Raw genomic sequence first — 22,758 nt, forward strand, 5'->3', positions numbered from 1 at the left:
GCCTAGCGAATGTTGTAGAACGCGGCCTTGCCGGCGTAGCGCGCGCTGCCCTCGAGCTCGTCCTCGATGCGGATGAGCTGGTTGTACTTGGCGATACGGTCGCTGCGGCACGGGGCACCCGACTTGATCTGGCCGGCGTTGACGCCCACGACCAGGTCGGCGATCGTGGAGTCCTCGGTCTCGCCGGAACGGTGGCTCACGATGCAGGCGTAGCCGGCCTCCTTGGCGGTCTCGATGGCCTCGAGCGACTCGGTGAGCGTGCCGATCTGGTTGACCTTGACCAGGATCGCGTTGGCGGCGCCCAGCTCAATGCCCTTCTTGAGGCGCTCGGTGTTGGTGACGAACAGGTCGTCGCCCACCAGCTGCACCTTGTTGCCAATGCGGCGGGTAAGCTCGACCCAGCCGTCCCAGTCCTCCTCGGCCATGCCGTCCTCGATGGAGATGATGGGATAGGTGTCGACGAGCTTCTCCCAGTAATCAACCATCTGGGCGCTCGTGTACTCCACGCCCTCGCCCTTGAGCTCGTACATGCCGGTCTCGGCGTTGTAGAACTCGGTCGAGGCCGGGTCCATGGCGTACATGAAGTCGACGCCGGGCTTAAAGCCAGCCTTCTCGACGGCCTTGGTGATGTACTCGAACGGCTCGGCATTGGTCTTAAGGTTGGGGGCAAAGCCGCCCTCGTCGCCCACGCCGCCGCCCAGGCCGGCCTCGTGCAGCACGCCCTTGAGGGTGTGGTAGACCTCGGCGCACCAGCGCAGGCCCTCGGCAAAGCTCGGAGCACCCACCGGCATGATCATGAACTCCTGGAAGTCAACGTTGTTGTCGGCATGCACGCCGCCGTTGAGGATATTCATCATAGGTGTGGGCAGCAGGTGGGCGTTGACGCCGCCCAGGTACTGGTACAGCGACAGGCCCGCCGACTCGGCAGCGGCGCGGGCAACAGCCAGCGACACGCCCAGGATGGCGTTGGCACCGAGCTTGGTCTTGTTGGGAGTACCGTCCGCGGCAATCAGCGCGGCATCGACGGCGCGCTGGTCGAAGGCATCGAGGCCCACGACGGCGTTAGCGCACTCGTTGTTGACGTGCTCGACGGCCTGCGAAACGCCCTTGCCCAGGTAGCGGCCCTTGTCGCCATCGCGCAGCTCGCAGGCCTCAAAGGCGCCGGTCGAAGCACCCGAAGGCACCATTGCGCGGCCAAAGCTGCCGTCCTCGAGCACGACCTCGACCTCGACGGTGGGATTGCCGCGGCTGTCGAGCACCTCGCGACCGTAGACGTCCAAAATATCGCTCATGTTGTCTCCCTCTCACTTAGAAACGTAGTGGATGCAAGCGACCGGCTGACCGTGCACCATCGGTGCGTCTCCGTAAGTTAGCCATGTCGCACTTTTTGCATTATGCCCTAAGTTAGCCGAGGGATACACTTGATTTTCGAAAAATTTAGCGGGAACGATGAGGCATGTCAGCCCGTCGTTCCCGCAGTCTTACTCCTCCGCCTTTGCGGCATCCCACAGGTCGTTGAGGTCGTGGGTCGAAAGCTCGGCAAGATCCACGTGGGCGTCGGACGCCATCTGCTCCATCGCGGCCCAGCGACGGCGGAACTTTGCCGTGCTGGCGCGCAGGGCGCTCTCGGCGTCGATCCCCTCTTTGCGCGCGACGTTGACCAGGGCAAAGAGCAGATCGCCAAACTCCATTTCGCGCTCGGGCGAGCCAGGGGCCTCGGCCTCAAACTCGGCACGCTCCTCGGCAACCTCGTCCCACACGTCCTGGACCGTCTCCCACTCAAAGCCTACGGCGGCCGCCTTGCGTGACACCTTCTGCGCCTGCATCAACGCCGGCAGATGCGTGGGCACGCCATCGAGCAGACCCTCGGGCGCGGCCTCGCCCGCCGCCACGGCCTTGTCCTTGGCGGCTTTCTCGGCAAGCTTGACCTCGTCCCAAATCTTGAGCACCTCGTCGGAGCTCTCGGCATCCGCATCGCCAAACACGTGCGGGTGGCGGCGAATGAGCTTGGCGTCGATATCGCGCGCCACGTCGGCCAGCGTAAACTCGCCGGCGTCGGCAGCAATCTGCGCATGCAGCACGACCTGCATGAGCACGTCACCCAGTTCCTCGCGCAGGTGAACCGCGTCGTCCGCCTCGATGCAGTCGAGCGCCTCGTAGGCCTCCTCGATCATGTTCTTGCCGATGCTGCGGTGCGTCTGCTCGCGGTCCCACGGGCAGCCATCGGGCTGACGCAGACGCCAGATGGTCTGCACCAGATGCTGCAGCTCGGCCGACGCGTCTATCAGCGTGGGCAGATCGCGCGAGCCCTCGGCATTTTGCTGAGCCATATGCTGCGCCATGGTTAGTCCTCCTCCAGGATCACGTGGCGGAACGCGCCGCCCTCGTAGATGCCGTAGCTGTGCGAGCCGTCCTTGGGGATGCTCACGCTGCCGGGGTTGAAGAGCCACAGGCCCGGGTGCGCGGCGCTTTCCTCGTTGACCTTGATGTGCGTGTGGCCGTAGACGAGCGCGGAGCCCTCGGGCAGCGCGGGCGCGTGGTCGACGCTGTTGTGCATGCCGGCGCCAAAGACATGGCCGTGCGTCAGGAACAGCTCGCGGCCAGTCTCGTCAAACAGCGTGGCGTAGTCGGCCATGACGGGGAAGTCGAGGACCATCTGGTCGACCTCAGCGTCGCAGTTGCCGCGCACCGCGATGATGCGGTCGGCTAGGGCGTTGAGCAGCGGAATCACGCGCTTGGGAGCATAGTCGCGCGGCAGGTCGTTGCGCGGACCGTGATAAAGCAGGTCGCCCAGCAGGACGATGCGGTCGGGCTGCTCGGACTCAATGGCGGCGCAGAGGCGCTCGGTCCAGTATGCCGAGCCGTGGATGTCGGAAGCGATGAGGTATTTCATGGGGAGATCCTTTCGAATGGGGTTGATGGGGGCTGAATACGGGATCCGGCGGATGCGGAGCCCATCTACCGTGTTACTCGAATCGCAGTGCCGCGCTCTGAGCCGCCTGCATCACGCGTTGGAGCGGCACGCCATGTTCGCGGGCAAGACGGGCGCAATCCTCGTACTCGGGAGCCGCGCGCTCGCTGCCGTCGGGCAGGGTCGCCACCTTAACGGATACCTCGCCCCATGGCGTCGTTACGCGCTCAAAGCGGCGTGGCAGGCAAACGCGTTCCATCACCTGGCGACGAATGGCGTTGGTCGTGGTCTCCAAAAAGATAATCGTCTGCAAGCGCTCGATATCATCGTGCGAGCAGATTACCTGCAGCTGCCAGCCGGGGCGGCCCTTTTTGCAGTAAAGCGGCAACCAATGCACCTCGCGGGCGCCGGCCTTGCGCAGGCAATCGGCAGCGTAGGCAAGCACCTCGGGCGACGCATCATCGATGTCGCACTCCAGTTTGACGATAGTTTCGGGCGCATCAGTCTCGCGAGACAGCGGGGATGTGCTATCGCATTGCATACGGTCTGGATCCTTTCCGCGCGGGCTCGTTTTGTTCACCCAAACGCTAGCACATCGCAGGCTGCGCGAGTGTGACGGCGCGTGATGAGCGCGATTTTCCTTGTCGACAAGAAACCGACACTCCACCGCCCCGGCCAAACATGTACATCAGCCTCCAAACATGTCATTATTTGCAGCTTTTGGAGGCTGATGTACATGTATTGGAGCAAGCGAGGCCGCGCCGCGCAGCCTTTCCAATCGATTTCGAGCTCCGGCGCGCGGCGTGTTGAGAGCTGCAACATTACAATGGAGCGGATTCGCCAAATGCAAAGGAGTCGCCATGTCTGCCTGCCCGCTGGTCGATTGCCATACCCACACCTCGTTCTCGGACGGCCATGCCTCGTTTGAAGACAACGTTCGCGCCGCTGCTGCGGCCGGCTGCCGCGTCATGGTCTCGGCCGACCATCTCACACTGCCCGCCAGCATGGATGCCAACTGCGAAGTGCAGGTTACTGAGGGCGACCTGCCGGCACATCGTCTGGCTTTTGAGGATGCCCGCAAGCTTGCCGCGCAAATCGCGCCGGAGCTCGAGCTTATCTATGGCTTTGAATGCGATTGGTACGAGGGCTGCGAGCCTTTGGTTGAGCGCTGGTCCCAGGACGCCGTCGTACGCCTGGGCAGCGTGCATTGGATTGGCAACCCAGGCGATATCATGGCCGGTGCCGCGGGTACGGCGGGAACGGAAAACGTCGCTCGCCCCGATACACCCGATTCCCTTTGCGGCTGGATCGATGATGACACCAACCTGCATGTTTGGGAAAACCTGGGGGTACACGGCGTGTGGGAGCGCTACGTCGACGACTGGTGCCGCGCTTGCGAAAGCTCACTCAACTTTGACGTAATGGCCCATCCCGACCTGGTCATGCGCTTTTCGAAGGAAGGCTTTGCGCCCGACTTAGACCCCGCACCGTTTTGGCAGCAGATGGCCGAGTGCGCGCACGATACAGGCCGCCGCGTTGAGGTCTCGACCGCCGCACCGCGCAAGGGCCTCGAAGACTACTATCCCGCGACCGGATTGCTGCGCCGCTTTGCCCACGCCGAGGTGCCGATCACTTTTGGCTCGGACGCACACCGCGCCTGCGACATTTGCTGGAACATCCGTGAGGCCCAGGCACACGCCTACGACTGTGGCTACCGAGCCTTCGACGTCCCCCACCCCACCGGCGAATGGGAATCCACACCCCTCGCCTAGCCATCCCTTCATAAGTTGCGGTGGAATAGGGATTGTTTTGCCTGATGAAGCGCTTAAACAGTCCCTATTTCACCGCAACTTCCATGACCCCGTTACACCAACAAAGACTGTCCCAAACGACTAGTCGTTTAAGAACGTCCCCAATGACTAGTGGCGGCGGGCGTTGAGTTCGCCGGCCAACTCGTCGAGGGTGATGCCGTAGCGCTCAAGCGTCACGAGCAAGTGGTAGACCAGGTCGCCGGCCTCGTAGCGGATGTGATCGTGATCGTTATCCTTGCAGGCCATGATCACCTCGCTTGCCTCCTCGGCAAGCTTCTTGAGCAGCTCGTCCTCGACGTCGGTCAGCAGACGCGCGGTATAGCTCTCCTGCGGCGATGCATCACGACGACCGTGAATCACCTCGGCCAGACCTGTCAGCGTCTCACCGATATTTCCATCCTGAACGTTTGCGGTGCGCACACCCATGGTTCAATCCTTTCTGGTGGCCGAGCGTCTAATCGAGCGCCCGCCCTACGCGAGTTTCTTAAAGAAACAGGTACGGTTGCCGGTATGGCAGGCCGGGCCCGGCGAGTCGACCTTGACCAGCAGCGTATCGCTATCGCAGTCGGCCCAAAGCTCCTTGACCGCCTGCATGTTGCCGCTCGTCGCGCCCTTGTTCCAGAGCTCCTGGCGGCTGCGGCTCCAAAACCACGTGGTACCGGTCTTGAGCGTAAGCCCCACCGACTCCTCGTTCATCCAAGCAACCATAAGCACCTCGCCGGTGTCGTACTGCTGAACCACACAAGGAATCAGCCCACGGGCGTCGTATTTAAGCTCGGACGCAGTTGCCACTTGCTCCATTTAAAAATCCAATCTCACGGGAATACCTTGAGAGGCCATATACTCCTTCACCTGGCGAATGCTGAACGTCCCAAAGTGAAAGACGCTGGCCGCCAGCACGGCATCAGCCTCGCCCTCGATCACGCCCTCGGCAAAATGTTCGAGCGTGCCCACGCCGCCGCTCGCAATCACCGGAATCGGCACCGCGCGCGCCACGGCGCGGGTGAGCGCCAGGTCAAAGCCAGCCTTGGTGCCGTCGCGGTCCATGCTGGTCAGCAGGATCTCGCCGGCGCCGCGGCGAGCCGCCTCCTCGGCCCACGCCACCGCGTCGATGCCCGTGGCGTTGCGGCCTCCCGCGGTAAAGACCTCCCACTTGTCGGCACCGGATGCGCCGGGCAAACCAACGCGCTTGGCATCGATCGCCACGACCACGGCCTGGCTGCCAAACGCCGCGGCAGCCTGGCTGATCAGCGACGGGTCACGCACGGCGGCAGAGTTGAGCGACACCTTATCGGCACCGGCGGCAACCATGGTCCGCATGCCCGCCAAGTCGCGGAAACCGCCACCCACGGTATAGGGAATAGCGAGCTCCTCGGCCGCATGCGCCGCCATCTCGATAGTCGTCGCACGGTTGTCGCTCGTGGCGGTAATGTCCAGGAAGACGACCTCGTCCGCACCCTCGCGGTCATAGGCACGCGCCAGCTCCACCGGATCACCCGCATCGCGTAAGCTCACAAAGTTGACGCCCTTGACCACACGGCCGTCCTTGACGTCCAGGCAGGGAATCACACGTTTGGTAAGCATGGACTACTCCTCCCCTCGGGCGGCGGCCAGCGCCTGTACCAGCGTAAAGTTGCCCTCGTAGAGCGCGCGACCGGTAATAGCACCTTCAATCGCGCCCTCACCCACTGCGGCCAGCGCACGGATGTCGTCGAGCGTCGAGATGCCACCCGATGCCACGACGGGAAAGCCCGCGACCTCGGCCACATGGCGATACGCCGCCACATCGATGCCCGTCTGCATGCCGTCACGCGCGATGTCGGTGTAGACCAGGTGCTTAAAACCCAGCTCGGTGAGCTGTGCCACGGCATCGTCGAGTGCCACGCCCGCGCCATCACGCCAGCCGTTCACCTTGACCTGGCCGTCGTATGCGGCAATGTCGGCCACCAACAGCTCGCCAAAACCTTTGGCTGCCACCTCGGCAAAACCCGGCTCGGTCACCAGCACGGTGCCCAGCGCAATGCGGCGCGCACCGTAGCCGGCCAACTCGTCGATGCGCGCGAGCGAGCGGACGCCGCCGCCCACGTCCACGGACAGACCGTTGACGCCGCAGATGGCCTTAATCGCCGCCGAGTTGGCAGCGCATGTGTCCTCGTCCTCGCCAAAGGCAGCGGACAGGTCGACGACGTGCACCCAGCTTGCGCCCTGCTCGGCAAACGAGCGAGCAACGGCCACGGGGTCGTCGGAATATACCTTGCAGCGGCTGCGGTCGCCACGCTCCAGGCGCACGACCTTGCCGCCGATCAGATCGATTGCGGGAAACAGGATCATCGGCCAGCCTCCTCGACGATGTTGACGAAGTTCTTAAGGATGCGCTGACCCAGCGCGGAGGATTTCTCGGGATGGAACTGGCAGCCCCACACGTTGCCATGGCGCACGATGCACGGGAAGCTCCGCGTATAGTGCGTGCGCGCCAGCACATCGGCGTCGTCGGCCACCGCGTAGCTGTGGGTAAAGTACATGTTGGCACCCTCGGCAAAACCAGCAAGCAGCGGATCGGCCGCGCCGGCGGGCGTCATGTGCACCTGGTCCCAGCCCACGTGCGGCACCTTCAGGCGACTCGACTCCAGGCGCGTACACGAACCGCGCATGATGCCCAGGCCATCGACCCAGGGGCCGTCAGCCTGCTCGGGGGCGTTACCGTCGGCGACCACGCCCTCGTCCGCAGGCACGCCCTCGTTGCCGCGCTCAAAAAACAGCTGAAGGCCCAGGCAGATGCCGAGCAGAGGAGTTCCGGCGGCAACGGCGTCAAGCACGGCCGCCTCCTCGCCGCTCTGGCGCATAAAGGCGATCGCGTCATAGAACGCGCCCACGCCCGGGATGACCAGGCCGTCGGCGTTGCGGATCTGCTCCGGATCGTCCGATGTGCAGGCAGCGGCACCGGCGCGCGCAAGCCCGCGCACGACGCTCGACAAGTTGCCCTTGTGGTAGTCGACCACCACGATCTTCGGTTCGCCCACGCGACCCTCCTTTTTCCATCATCCAAAACCACCACAAAGGGGACAGGCACCTTTGTGGTGGTTTCTGCCTATATGGCGGTTACAGTGAGCCCTTGGTGCTGGGGATTCCTTGGACGCGGGGATCAAGCTCGCAGGCGTGGCGCATCGTGCGGCCCACGGCCTTAAAGGCGGCCTCGATAATGTGATGCGAGTTGCCGCCCGCCAGCTCGCGCACATGCAGCGTGAGCTTAGCATCGCGCGCAAAGGCATAGAAGAACTCGACGGCCAGCTCGGTATCGAAGCTGCCCACGCGCTCGGTCGGCACGGGCAGATCGCAATAGGCCTGCCCGCGACCCGAGATATCAACGGCGGCCATCACGAGCGTCTCGTCCATGGCAATCGCCGCATCGGCAAAGCGCGTAATGCCCGCCTTGTCACCCAGTGCCTGGCAAAACGCCTCGCCCAGCACAATGCCCGTGTCCTCGACGGTGTGGTGCGCGTCGACCTCCACATCGCCCATCGCATGTACCGTCAAATCGAACAGGCCATGGCGGCCAAAGGCGTTGAGCATGTGGTCGAAAAACGGCACGCCGGTCGAGATATCGCACACGCCGGATCCGTCCAGATCGAGCCTAACGACAATGTCGGTCTCGCCCGTCTTGCGGGTCACCTCGACATAACGGCCCATCTACATCTCCTCCTTCACCAGCGCGGCAAACGCTGCCAGCACCTCGTCGTTTTCCTGCGGGATACCCACGGTAATGCGCAGACAGTCCGCAAGCCCCGGCGCGTAGCTAAAGTCACGCACCAAAATCGAATACTCATCGCGCAGACGCTCGCGCACGCGCGTGGCGTGCGGCGTGCGCACGAGCACAAAGTTTGCTGCGCTCGGCCACGCCTCCACGGGCAGGCCCTCGGCAGCCATTGCGCGCAGGGCGCACAGCTCGCGTTCGCGCTCGGATGCAACTTGCGCCACCACGGGCGCATACGCATCGCGGGCACGCACGCAGGCAAGCGCCGCGGCCTGGCTCAGCACGTTGACTGAATAGATCTGGCGAATCGCCGCGAACACGTCGATGACCTCGGGGGTCGCGATCACGTAGCCCAGACGCGTGCCGGCGGCGCCAAACGCCTTGGACAGCGTATGCAAAATCACCAGGTTAGGATGCTCGGCGATAAGCCCTTGCGCCGTGGTGGCCGCGCCAAACGAATCGTCGGCAAACTCCACGTAGGCCTCGTCGACCATCACCATGCCGGGGCAGGCATCGCACAGGGCCGCGATAAAGTCGAGCGGCGCCACGTCGCCCGTAGGATTGTTGGGCGAGGTCACAATCGCCAGGTTGCACTCGGGTGCGGCCGCGAGCACAGCCGCCTGGTCGAGCTCAAAAGTTGCCGGGTCGCGCCACACGTCGCGCACCTCGGTCTGACAGAGCGACGCAAAGAACGCGTACTCGCTAAAGCACGGCGGGCAGTTAAGCAGGGTCCGCCCCGCGCCGCCAAACGCCAACAGGTAGTTATAGAGCAGCTCGTCGCCGCCGTTGCCCACGCAGACATTCTCGCGCGCCACACCATGCCAAGCGGCCAGCTCGTCGCGCAGATCGTTGGACATGGGATCGGGATAACGGTTGAGCGGCGTGGCAGCCAGGGCGGTGTCGACCGCCTCGCGCACGCCAGCCGGCATGGGATAGGTGTTCTCGTTGGCCGAAAGGTTGATGCGCGTGGGCGTAAAGTTGGGATCGTAGGGCTCAATGCCGGCCAAGTGGGGCTGGACGAGCTCCTTCATACGGGGCGTGAGCTCGGCCATATCAGGCCTCCTTGCCAGTCGCGCCGGCGCCATCCGCGCCCGCAGCCGCCAGGTCCACGCCCTCGGCAACCGTCGCCACGGCGTCGCCCGGCCAGGCAACCTTGGTCAGGTCGGCCGCGGCGATCGACTCGGCGCTCACGGCATCCTCGCCCTGCTCCAACACGCGGCGGCGCAGTGCGGCGGAAAGCGCGTGTGCCCACAGACCCTCGGCCTCGGCTAGACGCTGCGTGGCAGGAGCATCGGAGAGCAGGCCCTCGGGTGTATAGCAAATGACACTCGAGCGCTTAACGAACTCTTCGACCGAAAGCGGGTTGGAGAACATGGCCGTGCCGCCGGTCGGCAGCGTGTGGTTGGGGCCAGCAACATAATCGCCGAGCGGCTCGGAGCTCCAGGCGCCCACAAAGATGGCGCCGGCGTTGCGGATGCCGCCGAGCAGGCCCATTGCATCCTTGCAGTGCAGCTCCAGGTGCTCGGGCGCCACGGTGTTCACGGCCTCGACGGCGGCAGCCATATCGGCGGCCACCACGATGGTGCCCTCGTTGTCGAGCGAGGAGCGCGTGATCTCGGCACGCGGCGACTGCGCCACTAGAATGTCGATACCCGCCTCGACCTCGCGCGCAAACTGCTCGTCGCAGGTCACCAGATAGCAGGCGGCCAGCGGATCGTGCTCGGCCTGGGCCATCAGGTCGGCCGCGACCACCATGGGCTTGGCCGTGGCATCGGCCAGCACGCAGACCTCGGAGGGGCCGGCGACCATGTCGATGCCCACGTCGCCCGAAACAATCTGCTTGGCCGCGGCGACAAAGGCGTTGCCCGGGCCGGTGATCTTGTCGACGCGCGGAATGGTCTCGGTACCGTACGCCAGCGCGGCCACGGCCTGGGCGCCGCCCACCATATAGATCTCGTCCACGCCGCCGAGCTTGGCCGCGGCGAGCGTATAGGGGCTGATCAGGCCGTCCTTTTGTGGCGGCGTCACCATGACCACGCGCTTAACGCCGGCCACCTTGGCAGGGATAGCGTTCATGAGCACGGTGGAGGGATACTGCGCGCGACCGCCCGGCACGTAGATGCCGGCCGCGGCAAGCGGGGTCACCTTAACGCCGAGCATCGTGCCGTCCGGGCGCGTGGTAAACCAGCTCTGCTCGACCTCGCGCTGGTGAAACTCACGGATCTGGCGCGCAGCCTTCTCGAGCGCGGCGACAAAGGCCGGGTCGAGGCCTTCGAGCGCAGCATCGATCTGCTCTTGCGGCAGACGAAAGCTTTGCAGCTCGACACCGTCAAAACGCTGGCAGTAATCGCGCACCGCAGCATCGCCGTTGGCACGCACGTTGGCCACGATATCGCGGGCGGCGTCGACGATGTTTTGCGGCAGCACACCCTTGCGGTTGAGCTGGTTGGTAACGAGGCGCTCACCGGGAGCAAGCTTGATGGTCTTCATATCGGTATCCCCTATCGGTCGAGGTTGCGTTTGGAAAACGAGATGCCGGGCAGCGGCACCAATCGGCCCGCAGTCCGGATATGGGGGCGCCCGTGCGCGCTCGCGCTATTGTGCCGAGCCCGCGACGGGCTCAAAATGCTTGTCCTTCACGGCAGCCGCCAGGCGATCGGCCAGGTTGCGAACGCGCGGATCCAGGCGCGCGGCACCCGGGTTGACGAAGAAGCGGGCCGTGCAGTCCATAATGCGGCCGGTGATGACCAGGTCGTTGTCGCGCAGCGTGGCGCCCGTGGCGGTGATATCCACGATGCGATCGGTCATACCGACGATGGGTCCCAGCTCGATGTTGCCGTGCAGCGAAACAATGTCGGCGTTCACGCCGCACTCGGCATACCAGGCACTCGCGATGCGCGGGTACTTGGTTGCCACGCGAAGCGAACCGCGGCGGGCATAGTTGCGCTCGGCCTGACCGGCGCGCCAAACGGGCTCAGCCTCAATAAAGGTGCACAGGCCGTAACCCAAATCGACCAGCTGCAGCAGGTTGAGGTCGGCCTCGATAAGCGAATCCCAGCCGCAGATGCCGCAATCGGCACCACCGCAGCCCACAAAAGCGGGCGCATCGCTGGGGCGCACGATGACAAACTCGATATCGCCGACCGCGCCCTCGCCGGCACGCGTATCGCGACCGCGCACGATCAGGTGACGGCCGGGGTCGCGCAGCTCGGAGACGTCCAGGCCCGCGGCCTCGAGCACGTCGAGCGTGTCGGCCTTAAGCGAGCCCTTGGGAACGGCGATGCGCAGCGGACCCTCGGCACCACGGCCCGCGGCGTGGTCGCCGTCGGAAGCGGCGTCCTCAGCCGAAGTGTGCGCGGCCTCCAGACGCTCGAGCGAAAAGGCAAATCCCGCCGCCGGTACCTCGATGCCATCGCCAAACGCGCCGGTAAAGATGGAGTCGTAGCGACCGCCCGAACCCACCGGATCGGGCAGGCCACCGGCATAGGCCTTAAAGACCAGGCCCGTGTAGTAATAAAAAGAGTTCATGATGGAGAAGTCGAAGGACAGCACCTGGGCGTCCTCGGGAGCCAGGCCCTCGACCAGGGCACGCAGCTCGCGCGTCAGCGGCGCGACGATACCGGCAGCTTCCAGCAGCGCATCCACACGGTCGAGTATCTCGGCACCGCCGTGCAAGCGCGGCAGCTCGCTAATGGCGGCCTTGACGGCCTCGGACTCGGCGCTTGCCGCCACGCGGGCATCGAGGCCCACAAAGTCATTGGCGTGCACGCAGCGCAGGGCCTCGGCAGCCAGCTCGCGATCCTCGCACGCCGCGAGCAGCTCCTTAAAAGGACGCACGCTACCTGCGATAATGCGCGCATCGGGCAACGCCAGCTTGCGCACGGCCTCGGCTACCAGCGAGACAATCTCGACATCGCCCGCGGCGTCGCCCGCACCGATGAGCTCAAAGCCCAGCTGCGTAAACTGACGCGAGCCGCCGGCATTGCGCTGGCACTCGCGAACCACCGGCGCCTCGTAGCGCAGGCGCAGGGGCAGGTCGGCCGCGCGCATGCGGGTCGAAACCAAGCGCACGATCGGCAACGTGTTGTCGGGACGGACCACCAGCAAACGCCCATCATCGTCAAAGAGCTTAAACGGCGTGTCCGCAATGCGGCCACCTTCCTCGAGCGAACCCTTGTCCTCGAGCAGCGGCGTCTCAACCGGCAGGTAATGATGCTCCCTAAAGCAGCCCTTCACCGTACATGCGATCTCCTCGCGTGCCTGAGCCTCCTCGGGCAATATGTCCCGGAATCCCCACGGTGTGGCCGTCATCTGGTGAGCCTCCTCATGCTGTGCTTCGCATAGAACAGAAGACCGGCATAGCTCCGCCGGTCTTCTGGGTACTTTAGCATACTAGAGTGCTTGCGGGGAAAATACGTCGCAGCCGCTCACACCGTATTCATTTGGAAACATAGGGTAGGTTGCCGCAGCCCGACCCCACCTAGGCGCCAATCGCACGACGATACTCTGCCATTACCTGCGCATCGGCAGCTGCGGGGTCGGCAAAATAGCGCCCGTCATAGGTCTCGGCCGAAACAACTCCGCGATAGCCGCGCGCCACCAGCCTATCCAGGTCGGCGCGCATATCGCGGTCGCCGTCACCCCAGGCAAGATGCGTCGTGCCATCTGCCGCAACATCGACAAAATGCACGTGGGCGACATCATCGCCAAGCAGATCGAAATAATCGTCGATGGTATCCCCCGCCACCGCCATGGCGCCCATATCCAGACATGCCTTAAGTGCCGGATGATCAACTGCCTCGATCATGCGCTTCGTGTCGGCCGCCGAGTTCACGATCATCGACTCAACTGGCTGCAGGGCCTCGAGCACCAGTCGCACGCCGCGCTCTCCCGCATGCTCGGCAATCGCACGCAGCATCGAGGCGCTGCGACCCCACGCGTCCTCGATCGGCTCGTTCAAAAATGCCCAGCCGCTCGAGACCATGACCTGCTCGGCTCCAAGTTCCGCCGCGATATCTACAACGTTCTTAAAGTACGCGAGCGTGCGGGCACGCGCCTCATTCCCGCGCGCCGCGATATTCCACGGCTTGGGGTTGTTCTGTTCGGGACAAAGCCCCACAATCCGAACCCCATACCGCTGTGACAGCTCACGCACCTGCTCGAGCGAATCGTAACCATGGCAGTCCACATACAGGTGCATCGCCCCCGTCCAAAGTTCGCAGCACGTGTAGCCCGAGGCCGCCGCCGAAGAAAAGAACTCTTCAAGACTAAAGTAGCGATGGCTGATATTCATAACGGCAAGCTGCGGATACTCCATCTTGTCCACCTTTCGGCAAAAGGGCGCCGCAGCACAGCGTGCGCGACGCCCCCTCTTACATTGTTTTCATTATGACGGATACCCTACTGGACACCAAGCACTCCAAAGAACGCGCCAGCGATACTCACGAGCAGGATCACAAGCATGATGAGCAGCGGATTCATCTTCTTCTTGAGCATGAGATAGACAATTCCAAACAGCCCCATCGTGACAAAGCCCGGGAAGATTCCGTTGAGCAGCTCGGCGAGCGTCTGAGCACCATCGCCCGCACCGACCATGAGCGGAATGTCCACGGTGACCATCTCCATGGTCATAGCACCGATCACCATGGCGCCCATGATAGAGGCCATCTTGACGATCGTGTCCATAATGCCCGATTCCTGGACCTTGCTGATCATGTCCGAGCCAAAGCGATATCCCACAAACGTCAGCAGGTAACGGATGATGTAGTGAGGAACGTTGAACACGAGCAGGAACAAAATCGGGCCAAGAATAGAGCCCTGCAGCGCCAGCGACGTGCCGACACCCGTTGCCAAAATTCGCAGCGTGCCCCAGTAGAAAGCATCGCCCACGCCGGACAGCGGCCCCATCAAAGCAAGCTTGACATTAGAGATCGCGCTCGTGTCAAAGCTATCGTCAGTAGCGTTGACCTCCTCCATTGCAGCGGCGATGGACATGGGAAGCGTCGAGATGTACGGCGTGACGTTATAGAGCTCCATATGGCGCTTAAGGGCGGCCTTAAAGTCCGCATCCTGCGGATACAGCTTGCGAAGGATCGGCATAAGGGCCCACATAAAGCCGATATGGCCCATACGCTCGTAGTTCCAGGAATGCTCATAGGGAATCGAGCGCCAGAACAGCTTCTTAAGGTCTGCGCGGGAAATCAGCCCGTCGTAAGAAGACTCAAACTTAAAACTCATCGAACCCACTCCCAATCGCAGGATCCTCGGTTGCCGCTGCGGGCTGCTCCGCTTTTTTCTTATCACCCAAAACCGTCATCGCGACGACGATGATCGCGGCAAAGATCGCCACGCCCGTCGTGCTAATGCCAAAGTAGGCGACGAGGAAGAAGCCAGCGAAGAAGAACGGAGCCACTGTTTTGTTCATAATCATCTGCGCCAGCATCGCAAAGCCGAGTGCGGGCAAGAAGGCGGCGGCGACATCCATGCCGGTCTGAACGAAATCGGGGATGATGTTGAGCAGGCTGGCAACAGCATCGGCACCAAAGAAGAATGCCAGGGGAATAATCAGCAGGCCGCACCAGCTCTGCGCGTAACCGGCGATGAGCATGTTGCGCGTGATGGCCTTGGTGTCTCCGTCCTCGACGTTTTTGTCGATACGGTGCACCAGCAGCAGCATGACCGGTTGGCCCAGGGCCGTGTCGAGCGCCAGGACGATCGTGGCGATAGGAATACCCAGGGTCAGGGCCGCCGAAGCGTCCGCGCCGGCCTGCATGGCAAGAGATACGCCCAGGATAGTGCCGGAAATCGTATCGGGCGGGTTATAGGCGCCGACCGAGATGGCGCCGACCATGGCAAGCTCCATCGTGGCGCCCATGATCGTGCCGGTCACCATGTCGCCCATGACAAGGCCAACCAGAGGTCCGAGCACGATCGGGCGCTGGAGGTAGCTCGTGCCCGTCAGCCACTCGGAATAACCCAAAAGGGCAATAAGGAAAATCAGGATTGTCTTGATAACCATGACGGCCCCTAACCGATGACCTTCGCGGCGTCAGTCTTCGCATCTGCCGGAATCATCTGAATGAACAGCTCGTAGCCTTCGCTGAGCAGCTCTTTGACATATGCCTCGTTTTCGGGCGTAAGGAACACGCTCGTCGAGACCTGGCGGGCATCCTCGCTAAAGGCAACGTTGCCGAGGTTGATCTTCTTGACCTCCATCGCCTTGGCGACGGCACCGGCCTGCTGGATCGTCTCGCAAACCACGAAGAGCTTGTACTTGTCGGTCACACCGCTCTGGAGCGCCTTGACGGCGTCCTCGGTGTTTTTGACAACGACCTTGCAGCCCTCCGGCTTTGCAAGGGACAGGGCCTGCAGACGAAGCTTGTCATTGAGGACCGTGTCGCTCACCAGCAGGATGCAGTCGGCACCCAGAGCCGAGGTCCAGCTAACGGCAACCTGGCCGTGAAGCAGTCGATAATCTACACGAATCATCTGAATCATGATGTGCTCCCTAGTGGTTAAAACTCATCGAGTTCGGCCTGCCCCAGCAGGTCGTTGACGTACTTGACCTTGGTGTCGTCCGCCTCGACGATCTGGCGGATGGCCTCATCGATCGGGGTGGATTCGGGCACGAACAGCAGCTGAATAAGGAGCGGCAGGTTCATATTGGTCACGAGGTGCGTGTTGGGACGCGTCTGGACGATCTTGGTGAACTCGTTGTTGACACTGCCGCCAAAGAGGTCGGTGCAAACAACGACCTCATCGTCCGCGGCAAAGCCGTCCAGAATCGCTGCGGCCTCTTTGGTCAGGTCCTCGTTTCCGTCGACATACATAGAGAGCGCATGGACGTTTTCGCGCTCGCCGGAAAGCAGTCCAATGCTCTCGACGATTCCAGACGCAAAATGGGCATGGGATGCAACGATAAACTGCCTCATTCGATTCCCCTTTCTTGCGAATTTCGGCATAAAAATGCCCGGACGCATGCGCCCGGGCAGGGTGCTTCTTGATCAGTAGCTTATTTGTCACCGATTAGTAGTCGAACTGGTGATAGTAACGACGGTAGTTGAGGTTGTGCTTGGTGACCGTCTCGTAGTAAGCGGCAAGGCGATCGGTGATCAGCGAGGAGAGAATCCACGGGGAGACGATGACGCGGAACTCGTCGTCAAGGCCGGGGATCGCGAACTCGGCGGTGTCGATGATGTTGATGTCGGTGTCGCCGGTCACACCGCGGGTCAGGAAGGCGCGGACGCGCTCGTCGAGCTTGCGGTTCTCGTCCTCGCCCATGAACAGGAACACGGGGACGCCGGGCTCCACGAGCTCGAGGGTGCCGTGGAAGAAGTCGGCCGAGGTGATGTAGCGGGTGCGCTTCCACTGCATCTCCTCGAGGATGCACATCGAGAACAGGATCGTCTCGCCCCACAGGGCGCCCGAGCCGATGAACATGGTGTAGGGGGCCAGGGCATACTTCTTGGCGAGCTCCTCGGCGCGCGGCTCGAAGCTCTTGCGGATGTCGACCAGGTGGGTCCAAACATCCTTGGTCTGCTCAATAAACTTGTCGAACTTGGGGAAGCAGCCGCGGCGGTTGAGCAGGCGCAGGCCGAAGCAGTCGGCGAGGTAGTAGCCCATCTCGCAGCCGCCGTTACCGTGATCGGAAGCCATCTTGACGCAGTTCTCGGCGCCGACAGCCTGGCCGATGGGGCCCTCGGGCTTGGTCATGGCGTAGACGCGCACGCCCATGTCCTTCATCTTCTTGACGGCCTCGAGGACCTCGGGGGTGGTGCCGGACTCGGAGGCGGTGATCACGACGGACTTCTCGGTCATGCGCTTGTGGCCCATGACGTTCCACTCGGCGGCGTGGATCAGGTAGACCTCGAGGTCGCGGTCGCCGAACTTGTTCATGAGGTACTCGAGCTGCATGAGCTCGTCCCAGGTGCCGCCGACGCCCATCAGGAACACGGCGTCGTAGCCCTCGTCGGCGACCTTGTCGGCGAGCGCGGTCATCTTCTTGCCGGTCTCATAGACGTTCTTGCCGTCCTCGACGTAGCCCTCCTGGCTAAAGTGCATGATCTCGATCTTCTCGGTTTCCTTCATGGCTTTTCCTTTCTGTCCTGCACGCGAATCTATACATCGCGTTTCTTTTCGATACCAATTATAGACATACACCTAACGTGTTTTTAATACCACTTTTCAATCTGTTCCAATCCTCGGTGAACGGTCGAAATTCTCTGGTGAGTGGTATTAAATTACAATTTGATGTATAGCTAACGCTACTGGTGCCTCCCTTGCGTGACAAAGAACAGCGTTCCCACCAGCGCAATAATGGTCGATGCCCCAAACAGCACCGCCTGAACGCCCAAAGCCTCCGCCAAAAACGGAGCCGCCAGCAGCGGCACCACGCCGGCGCTCATCAGGCCAAAACGCACAAAGCCGGTAATACGCCCCAGGTATTTGATGTCGGCACGCTCCTGAATCAAGATCATCTGCAGTGGTTCCAGGAACCCCCAGGCCAGACCGTTAATCGCCTGACCGATAATCGCGACCCCCAGCATATCGGTGCCCACGTACACCATGGACCCAATGCCCACGGCCATGAGCGCGCCGAGCAGCAATCGCAGGTTGACATGGCGAGCAGAAAGCTTGGTCAGGATGAACGCACCCACCGAGGAAGTGAGGCCCACGACCGAGGACAGCCAGCCCAGCCAGACGATATCCACGTTGAGCACATCGCGATAGAACAACGACTCCAGCGAATCGAACGCGCCAAACGCAAAGAAACCCAAAAATCCCGAGATAAAGATGAGACGCAGGTCGTGGTCGCGAAACGTAAATCGCGCACCCTCGGCCATGCCGCCCAGAATACCTCCCTTCGGCTTCTCCCCTTTTGGGGGAGCAACACGCTCGTGACAGCCCAAAGAGAGCACGGCCGCCGCACCCATCATGCCCGCCATGAGCAGATAGACCGATTGCGTGGCAAAACAGCTCACGATGGCACCACCGAGCAGCGGGCCAGCGGTATAGGCGATATTGCTGTAAAACACCATGAGACCGTTCACGCGGGTACGGCCCTCGGTGGTCGACTCTAGATATCCCGGAAACGCATGCGTGCAGGTGTTGATAAAGCCGCCCGCAAGTCCCAAGACGCACGCGGCAAACACAAGCCCGGGGACAGACAACGGCGCCAACCCCACGCCAAGCGAAAGCACCGCCGTAATCACGCACGTCACAAACGACGTCCGACGCGGCCCAAAGCGGTCGATGACCGATCCCGACACCATATTGCCCACCGACGTCATAAGATTGCGCATGAGCGTAATGGCGGCAACCAAAAAGGCCGTGCCGGCCAGATCATACGTGGCCGCACCGATAAGCCCCAAAAAGTAGACCGCGTTGTTGGCGCACCACTGCAGGGACTCAATAAGAATCAGCCTGACCTCTGCCGGCGTCAGGCGCATTGCTTCGCGATCCTTCGCGAACATACGAACTCCTTCTATACAAAAAGGGGATGGAGGGCATAGACCTGCTCCATCCCCTTTCCAGGTTGCAATGAAAATCTATGCAGCCGGGCCCTTACGCCAGCACGCCGAAGAACGCGCCGATGATGCCCACGACCATGGTGGCCACGATCAGCACCATGGGGTTGATCTTCTTGGACAGCAGCCAGTAGTACAGCCAGAAGGCGATCATGCCGAGCATGCCGGGCATGATGCCGTCCAGGATGTCCTGGAGGGTCTGGGCGTCCTCGCCCGAGCCGATGGCCACCGGGATGCTGGCCCAGAACATGTCCTTGCACATGGCGCCCACGACCATGACGCCCACGATTCCCACGCAGGTCATGATCTTCTGCATGAGGCCGGTCCTCTGGGCCTCGTCCAGGAAGCCCACGCCCAGCTCGTAGCCCTTGACGGCGCCCCAGATGCGCAGCGCGAAGCCGGGGACGTTGTAGATGAGCAGGAAGGCGATGGGGCCGAAGGGGTTGCCGGCCTGGCACAGGCTGATGCCCACCGCGGCGGCGACCACGCGCAGCGTCGACAGGAAGATGGAGTCGCCGATGCCGGACAGCGGGCCCATGAGGGCGGCCTTGACGTCGTTGACGCTCTCGGGCTCGATCTCGCCGCGGGCGACCTTCTCCTCCATGGCCATCGCGATGCCGCCGACGAACGGAGCGAACTGGACGGTGATGTTGAAGAACGCGCAGTGGCGGTGCAGGGCCGCGGCGTAGTCGTCGGGGCGGCCGGCGTAGATCTTCTTGAGCATGTTGGCGACCATCAGGCAGAAGGCGATGTTCATCTGCTTGTAGTAGGTCCAGGAGAACTCCATGCCCAGGGCGCCGACGTTGACGGCGCTCTTGATGAGGTCGGAGCGCGTGATCTTGTTCTCGGGACTAGAAGTCATCGTCCTCATCCCCTTCCGCGGAGAGCTGGGGCTGGGCTCCGCCCAGGCCGAGCAGGTCGAACTTGTCGATGCCGATGATGATGGCGATCAGGGCGACGCCCAGGACGGGCACGTTGGCGTAGGAGCACAGCAGGAAGCCCAGGAAGTAGAAGGGCACGAGCTGCTTGGTGAGCACCAGGCGGCCGAGCATGGCGAAGCCCATGGCAGGCAGGAAGTTGGCGGCAACGCCAAAGCCAGCAAGGACAAAGGGCGGGATGAAGTCGAGCAGGCCCTGGATGGCGTCAGCACCCAGATAGAACGACAGCGAGCACAGCAGGAACGCCATGATGATACCGGTCAAACCGATCAGGAAGTGCATCGCATAGACGCCCTTAAGGTTGCCCTGGCCGGAGAAGACATCAGCGCGGTCAACCAGGATCGGCAGGGCGGCGTTAAGGATGTTCTTGATGGCAAGGCACAGCGTGGCGATGGGCATGGCAAGCGCGATGGCTGCCTCAGTGCTCTGGCCCAGCTGGATAGCGAAGGCGCAGGCGAGCACGCCGCCGATCGTCTCATCAGGCGGCACGTAGGCGCCGATGGAGATCGAGCCCATGAACAGCAGCTCCAGACTCGCACCGATCGCGAGGCCGGACTGCAGGTCCCCCAGCACCAGGCCCACGAGCGGGCACAGGACGATGGGGCGGAACGCATAGAGCGTACCGAGCTGGCAGTCGAACTTACCAAATGCGGCGATAAGTCCGATGAGGATTGCTTGGGTAAGCATATATCCCCCTTTCCTAATAGGACACTACGAAGAGCTCAGACTCTTCGAAATTGAACGCCTAGAGCACGCTGGCGCAGTCGACCTTGGGGTCGTCGGCCAGGGGTCGAATCTCGACCTCGACGCCACGATCCAGCATCTCGCGCACATCGGCTTCCTCGGCCGCGGTCAGGAAGATCTGACGAGAGACCTGACGAGCATCGGGACGCTTCTCGTCCTTTGGCTTGGTGTTGCCCAGGTTGACCGACTTGATCTGCGGGCAGCCCTCAACAAGCTGCTTTGCCTCAGCAATAGTGGCGACACAGATGATCATCTTGTACTTGTCGGTCACGCCCGAGTTGATAGCTTCGATTGCATGCTCCATATCTTTGATGACGAGCTTGCAGCCGGCAGGCTTGCCCATCTTGAGCGTCGTCTTCCACACCGGGTCGTTAGCGACCTTATCGCCCACGCAGAAGATGCAGTTGGAGCCAAGGCCCTGAACCCAGGAAACTGCGACCTGGCCATGAAGCAGGCGATGGTCAACGCGAAGTAGCTGAATCATAATGTGACCCCCCAAAGGTCTTGTGCCGTCTTACGGCGTGTCAGTAGGTGCTGCGGATTAGAACTCTTCTTCCTCGTCGCCATCGACCAAAAGATCGTTGACAAACTTCACGCGCGTATCGTCCGCAGCGACGATGGCGCGAATCGTCTCCTCAACCGGCGCCGACTCGTCAGAGAACAGCAGCTGGATGAGGAGAGGAAGGTTCATGTTGGTAACGAGGTACGTGCGGGGACGCGTCTGGACGATCTTGGTGAACTCGTTGTTGACGCTGCCGCCAAAGAGGTCGGTGCAGACAACGACATCATCGTCAGCAGACATGCCTGCCAGCAGTTTTTGGGCCTCCTCGGCCACGTCCATGCGGCCATCGACGAACATCGAAAGATCGTGGACGTTGTCGCGAGCGCCCGAGAGCAGCTCGACGCTCTCCTTGATGCCGGTAGCGAAGTGCGCATGGCTGGCGATGATGTACTGTCTCATTCTGTGTTCCCCTCAATAGCCCGGCACGTTCCCGCACCCGTTTTCTTTAGTAGTCGAACTGGTGATAGTAGCGACGGTACTTGAGGTTGTGCTTGGTGACCGTCTCGTAGTAGCGAGCCAGGCGGTCGGTCACGAGCACCGTCAGAATCCACGGGGAGACGATGACGCGGAACTCGTCGTCAAGGCCGGGGATCGCGAACTCGGCGGTGTCGATGATGTTGATGTCGGTGTCGCCGGTCACACCGCGGGTCAGGAAGGCGCGGACGCGCTCGTCGAGCTTGCGGTTCTCGTCCTCGCCCATGAACAGGAACACGGGGACGCCGGGCTCCACGAGCTCGAGGGTGCCGTGGAAGAAGTCGGCCGAGGTGATGTAGCGGGTGCGCTTCCACTGCATCTCCTCGAGGATGCACATCGAGAACAGGATCGTCTCGCCCCACAGGGCGCCCGAGCCGATGAACATGGTGTAGGGGGCCAGGGCGTACTTCTTGGCGAGCTCCTCGGCGCGCGGCTCGAAGCGCTTGCGGATGTCGAGCATGTCCTTCCAGATATCCTTGGTCTGCTCGATAAACAGATCGAACTTGGGGAAGCAGCCGCGGCGGTTGAGCAGGCGCAGGCCGAAGCAGTCGGCGAGGTAGTAGCCCTTCTCGCAGCCGCCCGAACCATGGTCAGAAGCCATGGCGACGCAGTTCTCGGCACCCACAGCCTGGCCGATGGGGCCCTCGGGCTTGGTCATGGCGTAGACGCGCACGCCCATGCCCTTCATCTTCTTGACGGCCTCGAGGACCTCGGGGGTGGTGCCGGACTCGGAGGCGGTGAGCACGACGGACTTCTCGGTCATGCGCTTGTGGCCCATGGCGTTCCACTCGGCGGCGTGGATCAGGTAGACCTCGAGGTCGCGGTCGCCGAACTTGTTCATGAGGTACTCGAGCTGCATGAGCTCGTCCCAGGTGCCGCCGACGCCCATCAGGAACACGGCGTCGTAGCCCTCGTCGGCGACCTTGTCGGCGAGCGCGGTCATCTTCTTGCCGGTCTCGTAGAGCGCCTTGCCGTCCTCGAGATAGCCCTCCTGGTCGAAATGCATGATCTCGATCTTCTCGGTTTCCTTCATTTGTCTCT

The 22,758-nt window shown here is 62.4% G+C and carries 26 protein-coding genes; 1 reads left to right on the forward strand and 25 read right to left on the reverse strand.

Annotated features, from left to right (window positions below; all coding sequences use genetic code 11):
• Positions 1–2: 2 nt before the first annotated feature.
• The 4 genes from eno to larC2 form a co-directional block, all read right to left on the reverse strand.
• A complete protein-coding gene (gene eno / locus NBH09_RS07160; protein ID WP_117564903.1) occupies positions 3–1,292 on the reverse strand; it encodes a phosphopyruvate hydratase in 1,290 nt (429 codons plus the stop codon).
• A 189-nt stretch (positions 1,293–1,481) separates the two neighbouring features.
• Entirely contained in the window at positions 1,482–2,342 is an 861-nt protein-coding gene (mazG, locus tag NBH09_RS07165; protein WP_117769944.1) for a nucleoside triphosphate pyrophosphohydrolase, read from the reverse strand.
• Positions 2,343–2,344: 2 nt separating this feature from the next.
• A complete protein-coding gene (yfcE, locus tag NBH09_RS07170) occupies positions 2,345–2,893 on the reverse strand; it encodes a phosphodiesterase (protein ID WP_217108252.1) in 549 nt (182 codons plus the stop codon).
• A 73-nt stretch (positions 2,894–2,966) separates the two neighbouring features.
• Positions 2,967–3,452 (reverse strand): nickel pincer cofactor biosynthesis protein LarC2, encoded by a 486-nt coding sequence (gene larC2, locus NBH09_RS07175; RefSeq protein WP_117769946.1) that lies wholly within the window; start codon positions 3,450–3,452, stop codon positions 2,967–2,969.
• Between the two features lie 319 nt (positions 3,453–3,771).
• Here larC2 and NBH09_RS07180 point away from each other — a divergent pair, with 319 nt between their 5' ends.
• Complete coding sequence (locus NBH09_RS07180; protein WP_117769947.1) at positions 3,772–4,683, forward strand: PHP domain-containing protein; 912 nt, start codon at positions 3,772–3,774, stop codon at positions 4,681–4,683.
• 147 nt (positions 4,684–4,830) lie between these two features.
• Here NBH09_RS07180 and hisE read toward each other — a convergent pair whose 3' ends face one another.
• The 21 genes from hisE to NBH09_RS07285 all read right to left on the reverse strand — a co-directional run bounded on the left by hisE (position 4,831) and on the right by NBH09_RS07285 (position 22,750).
• The gene (hisE, locus tag NBH09_RS07185) at positions 4,831–5,148 is read right to left on the reverse strand and encodes a phosphoribosyl-ATP diphosphatase (RefSeq protein WP_006235893.1); all 318 of its coding nucleotides are present in this window, start codon (positions 5,146–5,148) and stop codon (positions 4,831–4,833) included.
• Between the two features lie 45 nt (positions 5,149–5,193).
• Positions 5,194–5,514 (reverse strand): phosphoribosyl-AMP cyclohydrolase, encoded by a 321-nt coding sequence (gene hisI / locus NBH09_RS07190; protein ID WP_369832480.1) that lies wholly within the window; start codon positions 5,512–5,514, stop codon positions 5,194–5,196.
• A gap of 9 nt (positions 5,515–5,523) precedes the next feature.
• Positions 5,524–6,306 carry an imidazole glycerol phosphate synthase subunit HisF gene (hisF, locus tag NBH09_RS07195; protein WP_117769949.1) on the reverse strand — a complete coding sequence of 261 codons (783 nt, stop codon included), beginning with the start codon at positions 6,304–6,306 and terminating at the stop codon, positions 5,524–5,526.
• 3 nt (positions 6,307–6,309) lie between these two features.
• Complete coding sequence (locus tag NBH09_RS07200; RefSeq protein WP_117769950.1) at positions 6,310–7,053, reverse strand: 1-(5-phosphoribosyl)-5-[(5-phosphoribosylamino)methylideneamino]imidazole-4-carboxamide isomerase; 744 nt, start codon at positions 7,051–7,053, stop codon at positions 6,310–6,312.
• A complete protein-coding gene (locus tag NBH09_RS07205; RefSeq protein WP_250787550.1) occupies positions 7,050–7,742 on the reverse strand; it encodes an imidazole glycerol phosphate synthase subunit HisH in 693 nt (230 codons plus the stop codon). The genes NBH09_RS07200 and NBH09_RS07205 overlap by 4 nt, the downstream gene beginning before the upstream one ends.
• Positions 7,743–7,821: 79 nt before the next feature.
• A complete protein-coding gene (gene hisB / locus NBH09_RS07210; RefSeq protein WP_117635658.1) occupies positions 7,822–8,409 on the reverse strand; it encodes an imidazoleglycerol-phosphate dehydratase HisB in 588 nt (195 codons plus the stop codon).
• Positions 8,410–9,525, reverse strand: coding sequence for a histidinol-phosphate transaminase (gene hisC, locus NBH09_RS07215; RefSeq protein ID WP_199408665.1), 1,116 nt, complete (start codon positions 9,523–9,525; stop codon positions 8,410–8,412).
• A 1-nt stretch (position 9,526) separates the two neighbouring features.
• Complete coding sequence (gene hisD / locus NBH09_RS07220) at positions 9,527–10,963, reverse strand: histidinol dehydrogenase (RefSeq protein WP_117635660.1); 1,437 nt, start codon at positions 10,961–10,963, stop codon at positions 9,527–9,529.
• A 105-nt stretch (positions 10,964–11,068) separates the two neighbouring features.
• Positions 11,069–12,784, reverse strand: a complete 1,716-nt coding sequence (gene hisG / locus NBH09_RS07225; RefSeq protein WP_117635661.1) for an ATP phosphoribosyltransferase — start codon at positions 12,782–12,784, stop codon at positions 11,069–11,071.
• A 169-nt stretch (positions 12,785–12,953) separates the two neighbouring features.
• Complete coding sequence (locus NBH09_RS07230; RefSeq protein WP_250787551.1) at positions 12,954–13,790, reverse strand: sugar phosphate isomerase/epimerase family protein; 837 nt, start codon at positions 13,788–13,790, stop codon at positions 12,954–12,956.
• Positions 13,791–13,873: 83 nt separating this feature from the next.
• Complete coding sequence (locus tag NBH09_RS07235; RefSeq protein WP_117564887.1) at positions 13,874–14,710, reverse strand: PTS system mannose/fructose/sorbose family transporter subunit IID; 837 nt, start codon at positions 14,708–14,710, stop codon at positions 13,874–13,876.
• The gene (locus NBH09_RS07240; protein ID WP_117564886.1) at positions 14,700–15,491 is read right to left on the reverse strand and encodes a PTS mannose/fructose/sorbose/N-acetylgalactosamine transporter subunit IIC; all 792 of its coding nucleotides are present in this window, start codon (positions 15,489–15,491) and stop codon (positions 14,700–14,702) included. The genes NBH09_RS07235 and NBH09_RS07240 overlap by 11 nt, the downstream gene beginning before the upstream one ends.
• Positions 15,492–15,499: 8 nt before the next feature.
• Entirely contained in the window at positions 15,500–15,970 is a 471-nt protein-coding gene (locus NBH09_RS07245; RefSeq protein WP_250787553.1) for a PTS sugar transporter subunit IIB, read from the reverse strand.
• Between the two features lie 17 nt (positions 15,971–15,987).
• Positions 15,988–16,404, reverse strand: coding sequence for a PTS sugar transporter subunit IIA (locus NBH09_RS07250; protein WP_117743676.1), 417 nt, complete (start codon positions 16,402–16,404; stop codon positions 15,988–15,990).
• Between the two features lie 94 nt (positions 16,405–16,498).
• Positions 16,499–17,560, reverse strand: coding sequence for an SIS domain-containing protein (locus NBH09_RS07255; RefSeq protein WP_250787555.1), 1,062 nt, complete (start codon positions 17,558–17,560; stop codon positions 16,499–16,501).
• Positions 17,561–17,736: 176 nt separating this feature from the next.
• On the reverse strand, positions 17,737–18,945 hold the full coding sequence (locus NBH09_RS07260) for an MFS transporter (protein WP_250787557.1): 1,209 nt from the start codon (positions 18,943–18,945) through the stop codon (positions 17,737–17,739).
• Between the two features lie 91 nt (positions 18,946–19,036).
• Positions 19,037–19,870: a PTS system mannose/fructose/sorbose family transporter subunit IID gene (locus NBH09_RS07265; protein ID WP_250787559.1), complete on the reverse strand. Its 834-nt coding sequence runs from the start codon at positions 19,868–19,870 to the stop codon at positions 19,037–19,039.
• Complete coding sequence (locus NBH09_RS07270) at positions 19,851–20,624, reverse strand: PTS mannose/fructose/sorbose/N-acetylgalactosamine transporter subunit IIC (RefSeq protein WP_138113431.1); 774 nt, start codon at positions 20,622–20,624, stop codon at positions 19,851–19,853. The genes NBH09_RS07265 and NBH09_RS07270 overlap by 20 nt, the downstream gene beginning before the upstream one ends.
• A gap of 58 nt (positions 20,625–20,682) precedes the next feature.
• Positions 20,683–21,165: a PTS sugar transporter subunit IIB gene (locus tag NBH09_RS07275; RefSeq protein ID WP_099432286.1), complete on the reverse strand. Its 483-nt coding sequence runs from the start codon at positions 21,163–21,165 to the stop codon at positions 20,683–20,685.
• A 57-nt stretch (positions 21,166–21,222) separates the two neighbouring features.
• Positions 21,223–21,642, reverse strand: a complete 420-nt coding sequence (locus NBH09_RS07280) for a PTS sugar transporter subunit IIA (RefSeq protein ID WP_138374549.1) — start codon at positions 21,640–21,642, stop codon at positions 21,223–21,225.
• Positions 21,643–21,688: 46 nt separating this feature from the next.
• Positions 21,689–22,750, reverse strand: coding sequence for an SIS domain-containing protein (locus NBH09_RS07285; protein WP_250787561.1), 1,062 nt, complete (start codon positions 22,748–22,750; stop codon positions 21,689–21,691).
• Positions 22,751–22,758 lie beyond the last annotated feature (8 nt).

Source organism: Collinsella sp. BG-O-102, assembly GCF_023656745.1.
Classification (GTDB): Bacteria; Actinomycetota; Coriobacteriia; order Coriobacteriales; family Coriobacteriaceae; genus Collinsella.